Source organism: Rhodococcus sp. SORGH_AS_0301 (assembly GCF_030818285.1).
Classification (GTDB): Bacteria; Actinomycetota; Actinomycetes; order Mycobacteriales; family Mycobacteriaceae; genus Rhodococcoides.
Map to the genome: position 1 here is coordinate 4,378,945 of NZ_JAUTAC010000002.1, position 15,711 is coordinate 4,394,655.

General features: G+C 70.8%; 11 protein-coding genes and 1 pseudogene. 7 read left to right on the forward strand and 5 right to left on the reverse strand.

The annotated features are described in order from the left end of the window. Positions 1-111: 111 nt before the first annotated feature. The gene (locus QE397_RS21345; protein ID WP_307097205.1) at positions 112-1,323 is read left to right on the forward strand and encodes a glycosyltransferase family 4 protein; all 1,212 of its coding nucleotides are present in this window, start codon (positions 112-114) and stop codon (positions 1,321-1,323) included. A 70-nt stretch (positions 1,324-1,393) separates the two neighbouring features. On the opposite strand, the gene QE397_RS21350 is transcribed toward QE397_RS21345, so the two are convergent. Then, positions 1,394-3,115: a hypothetical protein gene (locus tag QE397_RS21350; RefSeq protein ID WP_307097207.1), complete on the reverse strand. Its 1,722-nt coding sequence runs from the start codon at positions 3,113-3,115 to the stop codon at positions 1,394-1,396. Positions 3,116-3,121: 6 nt separating this feature from the next. Here QE397_RS21350 and QE397_RS21355 point away from each other — a divergent pair, with 6 nt between their 5' ends. Genes QE397_RS21355 through QE397_RS21365 form a run of 3 tightly spaced genes read left to right on the forward strand, consistent with a single transcriptional unit; the run spans position 3,122 to position 6,338 of the window. Beyond that, a complete protein-coding gene (locus QE397_RS21355) occupies positions 3,122-4,351 on the forward strand; it encodes a polysaccharide biosynthesis protein (protein ID WP_307097209.1) in 1,230 nt (409 codons plus the stop codon). Next, on the forward strand, positions 4,348-5,310 hold the full coding sequence (locus tag QE397_RS21360) for a fumarylacetoacetate hydrolase family protein (protein ID WP_307097211.1): 963 nt from the start codon (positions 4,348-4,350) through the stop codon (positions 5,308-5,310). The genes QE397_RS21355 and QE397_RS21360 overlap by 4 nt, the downstream gene beginning before the upstream one ends. Before the next feature lie 50 nt (positions 5,311-5,360). Further along, on the forward strand, positions 5,361-6,338 hold the full coding sequence (locus QE397_RS21365) for an alcohol dehydrogenase catalytic domain-containing protein (protein ID WP_307097214.1): 978 nt from the start codon (positions 5,361-5,363) through the stop codon (positions 6,336-6,338). 47 nt (positions 6,339-6,385) lie between these two features. Here the strand turns inward: QE397_RS21365 and QE397_RS21370 are convergent, their stop codons facing one another. Beyond that, on the reverse strand, positions 6,386-7,513 hold the full coding sequence (locus tag QE397_RS21370) for a DUF3068 domain-containing protein (RefSeq protein WP_307097216.1): 1,128 nt from the start codon (positions 7,511-7,513) through the stop codon (positions 6,386-6,388). 116 nt (positions 7,514-7,629) lie between these two features. Here QE397_RS21370 and QE397_RS21375 point away from each other — a divergent pair. Beyond that, positions 7,630-8,715: pseudogene (locus tag QE397_RS21375) on the forward strand (acyltransferase family protein); the annotation flags it as partial. Positions 8,716-8,732: 17 nt separating this feature from the next. Here QE397_RS21375 and QE397_RS21380 read toward each other — a convergent pair. The 3 genes from QE397_RS21380 to QE397_RS21390 all read right to left on the reverse strand — a co-directional run bounded on the left by QE397_RS21380 (position 8,733) and on the right by QE397_RS21390 (position 13,774). Then, positions 8,733-13,046, reverse strand: coding sequence for an alpha-(1->3)-arabinofuranosyltransferase (locus QE397_RS21380; protein WP_307097671.1), 4,314 nt, complete (start codon positions 13,044-13,046; stop codon positions 8,733-8,735). Then, positions 13,043-13,204: a DUF2613 domain-containing protein gene (locus QE397_RS21385; protein WP_285186808.1), complete on the reverse strand. Its 162-nt coding sequence runs from the start codon at positions 13,202-13,204 to the stop codon at positions 13,043-13,045. The genes QE397_RS21380 and QE397_RS21385 overlap by 4 nt, the downstream gene beginning before the upstream one ends. 102 nt (positions 13,205-13,306) lie before the next feature. Then, positions 13,307-13,774: a universal stress protein gene (locus QE397_RS21390; protein ID WP_027506188.1), complete on the reverse strand. Its 468-nt coding sequence runs from the start codon at positions 13,772-13,774 to the stop codon at positions 13,307-13,309. Between the two features lie 85 nt (positions 13,775-13,859). On the opposite strand from QE397_RS21390, the gene QE397_RS21395 reads away from it, so the two are divergent. Together QE397_RS21395 and QE397_RS21400 are read left to right on the forward strand one after the other, a co-directional pair. Beyond that, a complete protein-coding gene (locus QE397_RS21395; RefSeq protein WP_307097218.1) occupies positions 13,860-15,041 on the forward strand; it encodes a glycoside hydrolase family 3 N-terminal domain-containing protein in 1,182 nt (393 codons plus the stop codon). A 64-nt stretch (positions 15,042-15,105) separates the two neighbouring features. After that, on the forward strand, positions 15,106-15,690 hold the full coding sequence (locus QE397_RS21400; RefSeq protein WP_027506190.1) for a TetR/AcrR family transcriptional regulator: 585 nt from the start codon (positions 15,106-15,108) through the stop codon (positions 15,688-15,690). The last annotated feature ends 21 nt before the right edge of the window (positions 15,691-15,711 follow it).

A 15,711-nucleotide genomic window follows, 5' to 3' on the forward strand; every position in this document is an offset into this window, starting at 1 on the left:
ACTGCAGTGGGTTTTCCCGACCCTAAAAGGAAACTTACCGGTTTTTCGGGGCCGAAACAGCCATTCTGTGTCGTTCGAACGAATGAAAGACTGCCACGGGGGTGACAGCAGATGACGGAGTTACGTGAGGTGCTGCTGCTCTGTTGGCGTGACAGCGGCCATCCACAGGGCGGTGGTAGCGAGCGCTACCTCGAGCACGTGGGTGCAGGGCTGGCGTCGCGAGGCATCAAGGTCACGCTGCGCACGGCCGGTTACCCCGGCGCACCAGCGTCGGACACGATCGACGGTATGCGCGTCAGCCGCGGCGGCGGGCGCCTGACCGTCTATCCGCGAGCACTCGGAGCGCTCCTCGCCGGGCGGCTCGGATGCGGTCCCCTGGCGGGACTGAAGCCCGACGCGGTGATCGACACGCAGAACGGCATCCCGTTCTTCGCACGACTCGTGACGGCGGCTCCCGTCACCGTGCTGGTCCACCATTGTCACCGCGAACAATGGCCGGTGGCCGGTGCGGTCATGGCGCGGCTGGGATGGTGGATCGAGTCCAGGCTGTCGCCGCGGGTCCATCGACGCTCGCAGTACCTGACGGTGTCGCTTCCCTCGGCGGACGAGCTGATCGCCCTCGGCGTGGACCGCGAGAGGGTGGCCGTCGTCCGCAACGGTGTCGACGACATTCCCGGTTCCGTCGCGGTGGGCGATCCGGACACGCGTGCGGACGCCCCGACGCTCGCCGTCCTGTCCCGGCTCGTCCCGCACAAGCAGATCGAGGACGCGATCGACGTCGTCGCTGCGCTGCGCGATGCGACGCCCGCCCTGCGCCTCGACGTCATCGGCGGTGGGTGGTGGGACGACAACCTGCGCGACCACGCCCGCGCGCGTGGCGTGGCCGACGCCGTGACCTTCCACGGTCACGTGTCCGAGACCCGCAAGCACGAGATCCTGTCGCAGTCGTGGATCCACGTGCTCCCGTCCCGGAAGGAGGGGTGGGGACTCGCCGTCGTCGAGGCAGCTCAGCACGGTGTCCCCACCGTCGGCTACCGGCATTCTCGGGGGCTGACCGATTCCGTGGTGGACGGCGTCACCGGCGTCCTGGTGGGCGACGAGTGGCTCAGCCGCGACTCCGACGTCGACGAACTGACCGACGCGGTGCGGACCCTGTTGGACGACGGCGATCTCCGTCGGCAGCTCGGGGAGAAGGCGCGGCTGCGGACCCGAGAGTTCTCGTGGACGTGGTGCGCGCGAGCGGTGGAGTCGGTGCTGCGCGAGCGGGTACACGGCCGAGCGGTGTCCGGGCTGGTCGCGGGTAGGCCGGAGGCCGGTCGGTAGGTGGTCGCGGGTAGGCCGGAGGCCGGTCGGTAGGTGGTCGCGGGTAGGCCGGAGGCCGGTCGGTCCGGAATCAGCGAGTCCGGGTGCGACGCGCTCTCGTGACGGCGACGCCCGCCGAGATGAGGACGGCGGCCGCCCACAGCAGATGAGCGACGATCGCCGGCAGACGATCCGAGCGTGGACGAGGTGCCGGATCAGCGAGTGAGTACAGCGTGAGATCGGCGTCCGCGTACACGGGTTCCAGGCCCGCGAGGGTGCGTGCGGAGTTCCCGCTCTCGCCCGCCGACCTCTCGACCAGGATCCACCCGACTCCGAGTGCGGCGAGGTCGCTCGCCGGGGCACCGGCCAGGAGCAGGCCTTCGACTCGCCCCGCGACGGTGTTCTCTCCCCGGACGACCGTCCCGCCCACCGGGAGATCTCCGGTGCCGAGCACGTCGGCGTCCAGCAGCCTCGGAGCGGGATCGAGGACCGGTGCCTCGCCCGACCAGTCGAACCGGCGGAAGGTACCTGTCGGCAGGACGGCCACGAGAGCGTCGGACGGTCCGACACCGTCGATCACCGAGGACCACCCGGCGGGGTAGTCGACCGGACGCAGCGCGCCGTGCACCCCCCATGCCAGATCGGGCAGGACGACGAGCAGCGCGGCGACGGCGGACACGGCTGCGAGCCGGGGACGTGTCCCGCTGCGACCGGGTCGATCGACCGCGGAGCCTGCACTCAGGGCAAGTGCCGGCATCCACAGGGCGACCCATTTCTGACCGTCCCGGAACAGCCCGGCACCGGGTACCGACTCGGCGGCCCATCGGCCGACGTCGAGCCCGATCGGGGTGGCGGCGAGGGCGACGAGCACCACGGACACGGCGCCGGTGAGCAGGAGCGCCGCGACCACGGGCGATGCGGTCCGGCGCAGACGAGGGAGTCCGGCGGCGGCCAGGCCGAGCAGCACGGCGGTGCCGACGACGGCGAACAGGCTGGTTCGGCTGCCGGGAACCGCGTCGGCGTTCCAGATGCCGCCCAGACCGGCGAGCGCTCCGATCGTCCCGAGTCCGGGCTCGGCCCGCGCCGCGAAGGCCGCGACACCCGCCGGATCGGCGCCGGTACCGGCCCCGGACACGGCGGTGGCCACCAGCCAGGGCAGCGACACGATCACCGTGGTGACAGCCACGACGACGAGCCGCCGTACGCGGCGTGCCCCTCCCGGTGCGGCCAGGACCACCACGGCGAGAACGGCGCAGAGCAGCACGCCTGTCGGGGTCAGCCCGGCGATGCCGAGACACAGCACGAGGGGCGCAGCGGACCGCAGGTCACCGCGGTCGCGGAGCGTCATGGTCGCGACGACCGTCCAGGGGAGAGCCGCGTAGCCGACGAGCAGGCTCCAGTGTCCCTGCAGCAGACGTTCGGCCACATAGGGGTTCCACACGGCCACCGTGGCGGCCACCAGACGTGGGCCGGTCGAGGCGCCGCCGAGCACCCGCGCCGTCATCTGCGCGGCGCCCCACCCGGCGGCGATCAGAGCGAGAGCGAGCAGTCCGACGACCAGTACACCGCCGTCGACGACCGTGGTGGCGACCGCGACGACGGCGTCCTGGGGAACCGCCCGAGCTGCCGAGTCGGACAGGCCCAGGGCCGAGTCGGTGAGATACGACCGGGGCGTCGACACCGCGTCACGCAGCAGTAGGTGGCCGCCACCCGGAAGCAACACACGCAGGAGCGGGCCCAGGACGACACCGGTGAGCACGACGGACCAGGCGAGGGACCACGCCCCGGCTGTCCTGCTCGACCCTGCGATCATGAGGGCATGATCCCTGCGCGCACCTCCACCGTGGTGGCCGGGGTGAGCATCGTGACGGCGGGGTCGATGGCGGCGAACATCGCCTCGTATCTGCTGCACCTCCCGGCCGGGCGTGTGCTCGGGCCGCAGGGCTACGGGGTCTTCGCGTCGCTGCTCGCCGCCCAGCTGGTACTCGCGGTGCCGGCGCTGGCGTTGCAGACCGTCGTGGCGCGTGACCGGGTGCGCGGTCGTTCGGTGGCTGCCTCCCGCAGGCTCGGACACCTGTACGCCGTGGTCGTCGCCGGTCTCGCCGTCGTCGCGACTCCCGTCGTGGCGGCTCTGCTCCACACCGACGTCGTGACCACGGCGGCGGCCGTCGTGACGGCGCCGTTCCTCGTGCTGCTGGCCACGGAACAGGGCCTGTTGCAGGGAGACTCGCGCTTCGGTGCCCTCGGCGGTGTGCTCGCGGCGAGCGGCCTTGCGAAGGTGGTGCCCGCCGTGACCGCCCTGGTGCTGGGCGGAGGTGTGGGACCAGCCCTGGTGGCCGGTGCGGTGGGGACCGCGGTCATGGCGCTGGCCGCGCGCATCGTCGTCGACCGCGCCCTGCAGACGGACGAGCACGACCGGCCCGCCGCGGCCGGGACCTGGCGTGACGTGCTCGCCGCATCGCAGGCCCAACTCGTGATCGTCGCGTTGTCCTCGGTCGACCTCCTGCTCGCCCGACGCGTCCTCGACCCGGAGGCCGCGGGTGTCTACGCGCTCGGCGCCGTCGCCGCGAAGGCCGCCTTCTGGCTCCCGCAGTCGGTCGGCGTGGTGCTGTACCCGAGGATGGCGGATCCGCGTCGGTCGGCGTCGGCGGTCCGCACCGCCCTGCTGGTGCTGCTCGGCGTCGGATCCGTCGTGGTGGTGGGTGCCGCGATCGTCGGGCCGATCGTTCCGCTGGTGATGGGCGCGGACTACGCGCCGGTGCAGTACCTGCTGTGGCTGTTCGCCGCGCAGGGCGCGCTGTTGGCCGTGGTGCAGTGCGGTCTCCTGGCGGCCGTGGCCCGCGGCGACACGCGCTCGGCGCTGGCGGCGTGGACCGTGCTGCTGGTCGAGGCCGTCCTCGTGCTGACGATCGTCGACAGCGCGACCGAGCTCGTCGTCGTGGCCGCGGCATGCGCTGCGGTCGCATCTGTTGTGGTCTCGACCAGCGCGCTCGGGCGTGTCCGTGTGCTTGGATCGGTGGATGACCGAATCCGGGGGGTGGGTCCGTGAGGCTGCGTAGGGGCATGACGGGGATCGACGTGCTGCACGAGACCACGGGAACGTGGGTCGATCTGAGAGCTGCTGGTGGAGAGGAACTTCCGAGCGGAATCGTCGAGTTCCTCGGTGCCGGTGAGCGTGCTCGCGACGTGGCGCGCGATCTCGTGGACCGGGCCGTCACCGCCGGGACCGCCACTGCGTCGACGTCCTTCGCCTCCCTGCCGTTCGAGCCGCGATCGCTTCGATGCTTCGCGGGGTGGGACCAGCACTGGCACCAGGCGGCCGAGCAGATGGTGCGGCGCAACCTGCCCGCCGTCGTGCCACTGGCGAAGGCGTTCCAGGCGATCGCGCGGAAGCCGTTCCCGCCTCTGCGGCCGGGCGCCGCGGCAGTCGAGCACCCGATCTACTACACGGGCAATCACCTCTCCGTCGTCGGCGACGGCGACCCCATGTCGTGGCCCGCGTACACCGAGCTGTTGGACTTCGAACTCGAGTTCGGCGCCCTGGTGGTCCGGCCCGTCGTCAGCGCCTCGACGGCAGAGGCGGAAGCGGCGATCGGCGGCTTCGTGGTGTTCAACGACTTCAGCGCGCGCGACGTGCAGTGGGACGAGCAGCGCAACGGCCCCTTCGGACCCGTCGTGAAGACCAAGACGTTCGGGAGTTCCATGAGTGCCGAGGTGGTCACCGCGGACGAGGTCCTGCCGCACCTGACCGATCTGCGCGGCACCGTCACCGTCAACGGCGAGGTGTGGTCGGAGACGTCGACACGAGGCGGCCGGTGGTCGTTGGTGGACGGACTCGCCTACGCCAGCAGGTCCGAGAGCATCGGCCCCGGCGAGCTGCTGACCTCCGGGACCTTGCCGTCGGGGTGCGGGATGGAACTCGACCGCTGGGTGCGGCCGGGCGACGTGGTGCGCCTCGAGGTCGAGCGCATCGGGTCGGTGACCAACACGGTGGCGGAGCCTGCCTAGCTGGGTAGCGGGCAGGCCGGAGGCCGGTCGTTCGACAGTAGTGTCGGTGCATGCGTGCACTGGTGATCGAGGAGTTCGGCCGACCGGGAACCGTGCGGGAGATCGACCGTCCCGACGCGGCTCCCGACGGTGCGGTGATCCGGGTGGCCGCCACCGGGGTGTGCCGGAGTGACTGGCATGCCTGGCAGGGACACGACGGGGACGTGCGACTGCCGTTCGTTCCGGGCCACGAGTTCGCGGGAACGGTCGTCGCCGTGGGTGCGGACGTCGACCGCGACTGGATCGGTCGTCGCGTCACCACCCCCTTCGTGTGTGCGTGTGGGTCGTGTCCGACGTGCGCTGCCGGCGACCACCACGTGTGTCCCCGTCAGGAACAGCCCGGGTTCACACACGACGGGTCGTACGCCGAGTTCGTCGCCGTCCGGTATGCCTCGACCAACCTGATCGCGTTGCCGGACGAGGTGTCGTTCGACGTGGCGGCCACTCTGGGATGCCGGTACGCGACCGCATGGCGGGCGGTTCATCGCCGCGCCCGCGTGGTGGCAGGCGAGCGCGTCGCCGTCTACGGGTGCGGTGGGCTCGGCCTGTCCGCGGTGATCATCGCGTCCGGGGCCGGCGCGGAGGTGACGGCAGTGGATCGCTCCACCTCGGCGCTGGACCTGGCGCGCCGACTGGGAGCAGCTCGGACGGTGCAGACGCCGGTCGACGACATGCACGTCGCGCTGGAGTGCTCCGGGCATGCCGGGTTGGCGGACGAGGCGATCCGGGGTCTGCGACGGCGCGGTCGGCACGTGCAGATCGGGTTGCTTCCGGGCGGCGGGCACGTGTCGATGGACGTGGTGATCGCGCGAGAGATCGACGTGCTCGGCAGCCACGGGCTGGCCGCCCACGAGTACCCCGAACTGTTGCGCATTCTCCCGCACGCCGCCGTGGAATCGATGATCGGAGGCCGCAGACGACTCGAGGACGCCCAGCTCGCGCTGGACGCCCTCGGTGAGTCTGCAGGAGTGACGCTGCTACTTCCCTGACGGGAAGGCCGGAGGCCGGCCGATTCATGACGGGAAGGCCGGAGACGTCAGTCCTTGCGGAGGTTGGTGCGGGGGATCTCCTCGGTACGGTCCGTCGTCCAGTCGTGGTCCGGTGCGGGTGAACCGGCGCCGGAGGTACGAGGTCCGGTCGTGGGTCCGTCGGCCACCGGACGTGTTCCGCGGGTGGTGCGGCCGCCGCGCAGGAGCAGCACGATGCCGACTGCCAGGAGGATGACGCCCAGAACGCCGGCGACGATCGGCACGGTGCGGCCGATCAGGGCGATCTGGCCCTTGCCGTCCTGTGCGCGACCGAGCTGGTAGGTGACGGTGTTGTCGTCGAAGCCGATGACGGCCTTGACGACGTCCACCTCGGGAGTTCCGGCGCGGCGTGCGTAGTACTGGTGCACGTCCTCCTGGCCCTTGACGATGACGCCGGTGACGGGCTCGACGTAGATGTCCCGGGTGTTCTCGTAGTACCGCGTCATCGTGATCGGCGTGGCGCCGCCGTCGACGCCCCACGTGCTCGCGGGGAGAGCGAGCTTGTTGGCCGGCGAGGGGACGACGGCGGACAGGTCCACCGCGGGGATGGTCTGCGTGTAGTGGTAGACCGTGACGCCCTCGATCTGCGTCTCCTCGACGAAGGTCATGTCGTAGCTCTCGCGGGCCACGGTGTCGAAGAAGGGGTAGGTCTGCTTCTGCGAGTCGAACGGGAACTTGTACTGCAGTCCGGTGTGCGGCACTTCCTCGGCCGGCTTGTCGGCCTGGCTCTGGATGGATCCGACCGGGTCGACCGGCATGGAGGACACGCGGTCCAGGCTCACGCGGTCGACGGTCGCGGTGAGCAGACCGGTGTCACCCTGTCGATCGGTGCGTCGCAGCGACGAGCCGGCCTGCACGGTGATGACGTCGGAGTTCGACGGCTCCTCCGTGGTGACGAAGCGCTGGGAGATCAGGGGGACGTTCTGATCCACGACGGCGGAACCCGCTGTGAGCGAACGCGAATCGAGCACCGACCCGGTGCCGGTGGACACGCTGGTGATCTCGAGGTCCAGCGGCGTCTTCTCGAGGCGCCCGACCGTGTACAGCGGGATCAGGATCGCGATGATCAGGAAGAAAGCTCCGAGCCCGATGAGGATCGGCGGGATCACACGCGTCGGTGTGGATCTGTTCGCCATACTGGAGGTCCCCTTTGTGCATGTGCACTTGTCAGTGCATACCGGCCGTGATGGGTCGAACACTAACGTATTGAGCCGCTCCGAGTTCGGGTGCGATGCGGCAGACTCTCCTGACGATGACCACTGCAGAGAAGGCCCGCGTCGATCCGCGCATCGGCGGATTCGTGCCCGCGCTCGAGGGGATGCGCGGTCTCGCGGCCGTCGGCGTGCTGCTGACCCACGTCGCGTTCCAGACGGGATCGACGGGCACACCCCTCGTGGGCCCGCTGCTCGGCCGTCTCGATCTCGCGGTGGCCGTGTTCTTCGCGCTCTCGGGGTTCCTACTGTGGCGACCCCACGCGGCCGCCGCGCGCGGCTCGCGGCCGAGGCCGTCCGTCCGTACCTATCTGGTGCACCGCGCGGCACGCATCCTGCCCGCGTACTGGCTCGTGGTCGTCGTCGTGCTGGCCCTGCTGCCGGGTGCGGGTGGTGGCGTCCGGGTGTGGATCGCCAACCTGACCCTCGTGCAGGTGTTCGTCCCGTTGACGTTGACGCAGGGCATGACCCAGATGTGGTCGCTGTCGGTCGAGGTGGCGTTCTATCTGCTGCTCCCGTTCATCGGGGTTGCCATGGCCGCGCTCCGCGGACCTCGAGCCCGTCTGCGCACGCCGGTGCTGATCGGGGTGTCCGCCCTGTCGCTCGGGTGGACCTTTCTCCCGATCTCCACCGCGGACGGCGTGAACATCGAGAACTGGCTGCCCGGCTACCTGGCGTGGTTCGCGGCCGGGATGGTGGTGGCCGAGGCTGCTGCCGACCTGCCCGCTCAGTCCCGACCGGTCTCCGACCTGCCCGCTGTCCCGCTGGTCGTCCGGATCGCGAGCCGACGATGGTTGCTCACCGGCATCGCGGCGGCGGCCTTCGCGGCGTCGTCGACACCGATCGCGGGCGCACAGGACCTCACGACGCCGGCGGCATGGCAGTTCGCGGTCAAGGTGGCCTTGGGCGCCGTCGTCGCGTTCTGTCTCATCGCGCCCCTGGCCGTCGGAACGGGTGTCCGTACCCGGTGGCTGTCGGGTCCGTTCGCGCTGATGATCGGCCGGTGGTCCTACGGCATCTTCATCTGGCACCTCGCGGTGCTGGCCGTGGTGTTCCCCGTGCTGGGGGTGTCCCCGTTCGGCGGGCAGTTCCTCCTCGTCGCCGGTGCCACGGTCGTGTTGACGCTGCCGGTCGCCGCGGCGAGCTACGCGCTGGTGGAGGAGCCGGTCCGTGTCGCACTGCGTCGGCGAGAAACGCGCAGGGCCGACCGGATCCGGCCGAACGAGGGAAGCACCGCGAGCGCCACGGCGCCGACGGATGCCAGCGCTGCGAGCTGAATGACGGCCGAGTGGCCGACGTACCCGTCGGGATCACGCCAGGGGCCGGTCGACAGCATCGCCCCGGCGACACTGAGTCCGAGCCCCGCGATCGCGACGAGCACACGACCGCGGACACGGGCACCCCAGCGATGGTCGACGGCGGCGACCGCGACGGTGAGAGCCGCAAGCCAGCCGAGTGCGGCGAGCCCACCGATGACCCACACGGCGGCGAACAGCCCCGCGTGGCCGACGAGGGCGGGTTGCCAGGTGGGTGTCGGTGCCGTCGCGGGGTCCGACGGGCGGCGCCGCATCGTCATCACGGCCAGAGCCGCGAGAAGCGCCAGGCCCGCGACGATCGCCGTGCGGTACCAGGTGTCGGCGGGGAACGTCAGGGTCACCTCGCCCGAGAGGCCGGCGGGGAGAATCCACCCCTGCTGCCACCCGTTCACGATCACCGGGGTGAGCACCTCGCCGTCCGGGCGCGTTGCCACCCATCCCGGGTTGGTGCTCTCGGGCACCACGAGAATGCGCTGAGTCGAGGACCCGGTCACGACGACGCGGCGGGTGTCGGCGGTCCACTCGTCCGCGGTGACCGCCACGGGCGTGGGGCCGGCGCCCGGGAACGCAGCGAGTGGTGCCGTGCGCAGCACGACGCTGTCGACGACGAAGGCGTCGCCCGGGTCCACCGACACGGACTGCGAACCCGACGGCAGCGGAACAGGATTGGAGACGTTCGCCGCGACGGGGACATCGCCCTCGCAGAGAGACGCACGGATCGGTGCGCCGGTGGCCAACGCCCCGGCTGTCGTCGAGACGGCGGTGCGGACGAGCTGGTCCGCGATGGTCAGGGTGGGGCCGGTCGCGCACGACGTCACGATCGGGCGGTCGGGATCGAACGCCGCCCCCGCGGACGCGGTACCGGATTCGGAGAGCACCGTGATCTCGGCCAGACCGGGAGGCCGTACCTGGTCGAATCCCAGTGCCGTGCGGTCGAGTACGTCGTCCCAGTCCAGCAGCGAGACGATGATCTGGTCGGTCACCGCTGGTTCGAGGGACACTCTGGTGTCGCCGTCCGCGTCGACGTCGCGGACCTGGGGGCCGGTCCCGAGGTTCACGGCGATCCTGGTCGGATGAGACGGCAGTGCGCCGAGGCTCTGGGCGATGTCGAGCCCGTCGACCGAAACGGGTTGCGGCAGTTCGAGAGTGACGGTGGGATACGTTCCGGCCCGGCCCTCGATCGAGTCCTGACTCGCGGTCCAGGACGTGCGGTCGTCGCCGTCCGTGAGGGCGAAGGTCGACCCCCGGACGTCGGTGACCTCGGCCGCACCCCGAGCCCGCGGACGTGTGGCGTCCTGCAGGAGATCCTCCAGCGCGGACGACTGACGCGAGCGCAGCCAGAGTTCGGGGGTCACCGCCGTGCCACTGGGAACCGAGAGCGTGCGCTGGAAACTGTCGAGTTCCTCGGGTTCGACGGCCACGCCACCCGCGCAGCGCACTCGATCGGGCGTGTCGACGCAGCCTGTCCGGCCCGGAAGCTCCTGTGCCAGATTCCATCCCGTCACCGTGACGCCGTCGGCCGGAGCCGGCATCTCCGTGAGGTGCCGGACGACCACCGGTGTCGGTGCATCGGGATCCGTGTAATCGGTGAGGCGAAGGTCGCTGACGCCGAACTGTGCTCCGACCGAACCGTTCTCGGTCTCGGTGGCTGTCACCCGGATCCGCGTCGTCGTGCCGGCGGGCAGTGAGACGGTCACCGGATCGCCCGGTTCGGTGATGCGTGCGGCTGCGGTCCCGTTGTCCGTCTCGATCTCGACCCATTTCACCGGTGACCCCAGAGCGCCGGGGCTGGTGCGGAAGTCGAGCAGGCCGGACTGCACCGGGCTATCGAGGTCGAGCTGGATCCACTGACCGACCGAGCTCTCGAGGCCGTTGCTCACCCAACTCGTCGCGGCGTCGCCGTCGACGGCCGCCGCCGGACCGTTGCCGGGCGAGGCGCCGCCGAACTGGGTGGCGTCCGATGCCGAGGAGGAGACGGACACCCGGGCACCGGACCACGCGCCCTCGACCAGCGGCGCACCGTCGACCGGATAGTCGGGCACGAGATTGAGTGTGCGGCGGGGATCGTCGGGTGTGCGCAGGGCGCTGCTGTGATCGTCGACGGAGCCGAAGTCCACCTCGCGGTTCATCGGGGTGTCCGTCACCAGGACGTCGTCGACCGTGAGCCCGGCGGCCCGGGCGTCGCCGTCGAGAAGTACCGGTCCCGCCGGAGTCGGGTCCAGGCCGCCGCGCTCGCGGTGCTCGTTCAGGCGAGCGAGGACCTCGGGCCCGCCCTGCACTCGGGGCACGTCGTCGGCCACCACCGTGTACGGGCCGGCGACGGCGGGGGTGCCGGGTGTCGCCTCGAAGATCTCGATCGCGGGATAGGTGGGGCGCAGGTCGGAGTCGGCGACGATGCCGTCCACCCGTCCGGGCCCGATGTCGTCGCCGAAGGTCGCGACCCGCTCGAGCCCGGGCGAGGTCTCTATGCTCTGGTGCGCCAGCGAGGTCCGGGTCGAACGCGACGTCTCGGGGTCGAGATCGTTGCGCATCACGAGGTAGCGGACGTTCATCGATGCCAGCGTGTCGGCGAGCCCGTCGGACGGTCTGCCGTCCGCGAGAAGCCGCTGCACCGAGTCGAGGGCGCGGATCGCGCCGGGCGGCACCAACGGGACCGCGTCACGGACGGCCCACGGCGAGGCCGCCAACGCCTGCAACGGTTCGTCCCGCGTCAGCCCCCACAGCTGAGCGGCCAGGGGCGCACCGGGAACGACGAGCGCGCGGGACTCCTCGGCTCCGGTGCCCGCGTGGTCGGCCAACCAGCCCGCCGCGTCGGACCATTCGGCCGGAACGGCCTCGTACGCGCCCCGCGGCGCGAGCCGCCCGGTCCAGGCCAGCGAGGTCGAGACGGTGAGTGCCACCAGGACGAGTGCGGCGAAAGCGACGAGGGGCTCCCGTTCCGGGTGCGACGCCGCGCGACGCCAGCGAGGCGACGGCACCGAACCCGGCAGCGGCACCTGCACCAGCAACTGTGCGAGGCCCAGCGCCAACGGCAGTCGGATCACCGGTTCCAGCTTGTGGATGTTGCGCAGCGGCGCACCGGACGTGTCGAGGAACAGTCGCACCTGCTCGGAGACGGGGGAGGCCAGTCCGCCGACGTACCCGGCGGTCATGCCCACGAGCCCGATCAGCAGCACCAGGGTCAGCCGACCGCGTGCCGGCATCGACCGCATGCAGAGCCCGGCCATTCCCGCCGCGGCCACGACGGCAGAGGCGATCACCGCGGCGGGTTGTGTCACCACCACAGCGCCGGCGATGCGTTCCGGCGAGACGAACGGTGTCCAGCTGCTCGTGCCGCGCAGGACCTCCACCATCGAGGCCCACTGCGTCGTCGTGCCGGCCGACTCGATGTAGTCGAGGAACGGTGGACTGACGCCGCGCAGGATGAAGAGGGGAACCAGCCACCACGTCGTCGCGGCGACGAGACACCCGATCCACCACGGCGAGAACCGGCGCCACCGGGCGTCCGGCCTGTGCGCGAGCCACCACACGACCGCCACGAGGGTGGCTGCCGCCGTCGCCACGGCGTTCACGGCACCCATCGCCGCGACGGCCAGCGCCGAACACGCGGCGGCGCGCGGAATGCTCACGGAGCGGCCGGAGAAGACGCGGACCAGGGGGATCAGTACCCATGGCGCCAGCATCATCGGCAGTGACTCGGAACTGATCGACCCCAGGGTGGTGATCACCCGCGGAGCGAGGACGAACGCGAGTGCACCCACCACCCGCGACCCGCGGCTCCCGACCCCGAGGGCCTCGCACAACCGCAGGACACCCCAGAACCCGAGAAAGATCAGCACCGCCCACCACAGGCGCTGCGTCACCCACCCGGGCAGCCCCAGCACGTCACCGAGGGCGAAGAACGACCCGTGCGGGAAGAAGTAGCCGTACGCCTGGTTCTGTACTTGGCCGAAGGTGGCGTCGGACGTCCACAGGTGGGACGCACGCGAGAGGAACCCCAGCGGGTTCTGCGTCAGGTCGTACTTGGTGTCGGCGACGGTCAGGCCGGGAGCCTGCAGGAACGCCAGGACCAGCGCACCGACCGCGGAGAAGAAACGCCACCGGGCCCCTACGGACGCGGTGACGGGAGCATCGGACGTCAGCGGCTGCCGTACTCGACCTGGTTGAGGAGGGAGGACTCGGCGTTACCGGAACGATCGACCTCGGGGCGGGTGTTGGACGAGGCGGCGGCAGTGGCGCCGAACACCACGGCCACTCCCAGCACGACGCCGATGACGGCACTGATCGCTGCGGATTTCACGAGCAGAACCTATCACTTCGACCGGCCTCCGGCCTGCCCGTTCACCTCGACCGGCCTCCGGCCTGCCCGTTCACCTCGACCGGCCTCCGGCCTGCCCGTCACTCATCTGCCGGGCGGCACGATCAGTACAGGGCGATGGCTGTGCTTGAGCACGAGATCGGCACAGGACGACTGCAGCAGCGACCGCAGACCGGTCCGGCCGCGTGTCCCGGTGACGATGATGTCGGCGTTCACCTCGTCCGCCGTCTCGACGATGGTGGTCCAGATGGCGGAGTGCGACTCCTCGCAGCGCCCGTCGGCGTTGATGCCGGCGCGGACGGCCAGCTCGAGGCCCTCGCTGTTGGTGACCTTCGCGTCGGCGAGTGCGATGTCCTCGGTCTGCTCGTCCGGCAGCCACTCCGGCGCCATCACTCCGGACAGGCCGGACATGCGGGCCGCCTGTCGCACCATCGGTTCCCACGCGGTGAGCACGATGGCGCGTTTCGCCTGGAGGAATCTGCCGGCGTAGTCCACCGCCCTGCGCGCATTGTCCGAACCGTCGTACGCGATCAACATGACGTCACACGACATGAGAGCCTCCAGGCTTGTGGCGGTGGCTGACGATCTTACCGTCGCGGTCGGGTTGCGGGGAGGCTCACGCGATAACGTTTCGGGTATGTACCTGCGCCGAGTTCTGACCCTGGTCGCGACGTGCGCGATCGCCACGACGGCGTGCGGGACGGGGGACGCGGCGGCTCCCGCACCCACCACCACCGGTGCGGCCACGACATCGCCCTCGGCTCCCTCGGCGGTCGTGTCGACGTCCGAGATGCCTGCGGCCACGCCCGATGCGTGCGCCACCGCCATCGACGCCATGACGCTGCGGCAGCGGCTCGCCCAGCTGTTGACAGTCGGGGTCACCGGGACCGACGACGCCGTGGCGGTGGTGGGCGCCGAGCAGGTGGGTGGTGTGTTCGTGGGTAGCTGGACCGACAAGACGATGCTCACCGGCGGCGGTGTCGATCGCATGCAGTCGGCCGCCACCGTGCCCGTCATGGTGACGATCGACGAGGAGGGCGGCCGGGTGTCGCGGGCAGCCGACCTCCTCGGTTCGGTGCCCTCGGCACGCGAGACCGCCGCCACCATGACCCCCGAGCAGACGTACGAGATGTGGCTCGAGCGCGGACGTGGACTGAAGGATCTCGGCATCACCGTCGACTTCGCTCCCGACGTGGACGTCAGCAGCCAGCCCGACGACTCGGTGATCGGTGACCGGTCCTACTCGGACGATCCCGCCACCGTCGTCGCGTACGCCGGAGCTGCTGCGCGCGGTCTCCGCGACGCCGGGGTGATGCCCGTGATCAAGCACTTCCCGGGGCACGGCTCCGGATCGGGCGACTCGCACACCGGCGCCGTCACGACACCGCCGCTGTCCGAACTGCAGGCCCGCGACCTGGTTCCGTTCCGCGATCTCATGTCCACCGGAGTGGGTGCCATGGTCGGACACCTCGACGTTCCGGGCCTGACGACGGAGGGCGTGCCCGCCAGTATCAGTCCCGCCGCGATGGCACTGCTGCGTGACGGCACCGGCTACGGGGCGGCGCCGTTCACCGGCCCGATCTTCACCGACGACCTGTCCGGCATGGCGGCGATCACGTCGCGACTGGGCATCGAGGACGCGGCGCTGGCCGCCCTCGTCGCCGGGGCCGACGTCGCCCTCTGGATCACCACCGACGCGGTGCCGAGCGTCCTCGACCGTCTCGAGGCGGCCGTGGCGTCCGGGGAGTTGAGCGATGCGCGCGTGGACGACGCGGCCCGGACCGTCCTCACGGCCAAGGGAGCCCTCGGCTGCCCCTGACTCGTCCCGCGGACGGTGACGTAGAGTCGGGAGGTCGTACGGCGGACAGCTCCGGGGAGGACGCATGGCAGGCGGAACCAAGCGGTTGCCGCGCGCCGTCCGCGAGCAGCAGATGCTCGACGCCGCCATCGAGGTGTTCTCCGAGAACGGCTTTCACAGCACGTCGATGGACTCCATCGCCGCACGGGCCGAGATCTCGAAACCCATGCTGTATCTGTACTACGGCAGCAAGGACGAACTCTTCGCCGCGTGCATCCATCGGGAGGGCCTCGAGTTCGTCGCTGCGATGACTCCCGCGGCGGACCCGACGCTCACTCCCCGCGAGCAGTTGCGTAAGGCATTGCTCGGATTCCTCACGTTCGTGGACGAGCACCGCTCGTCGTGGATGGTGCTCTACCGGCAGGCGATCGGCCAGCAGGCCTTCGCCGGTCAGGTGCAGAGCAGCCGCGATCGGTTGATCAGCCTCACCGCGTCGCTGCTCGAGATGAGCACCAAGGACCCGCGGCCGGAACACAACTTCGGACTGATGGCCGTCGCCCTGGTCGGTGCCGGCGAGGCCGTGGCCGACAGGGTCGCCGGCGGCGAGATCGACGTGCACCAGGCGGTCGACCTTCTCGAGAGCCTTGCGTGGCGGGGGCTTCGGGCCTGACGCCGTGAGGGCGGGGACCGC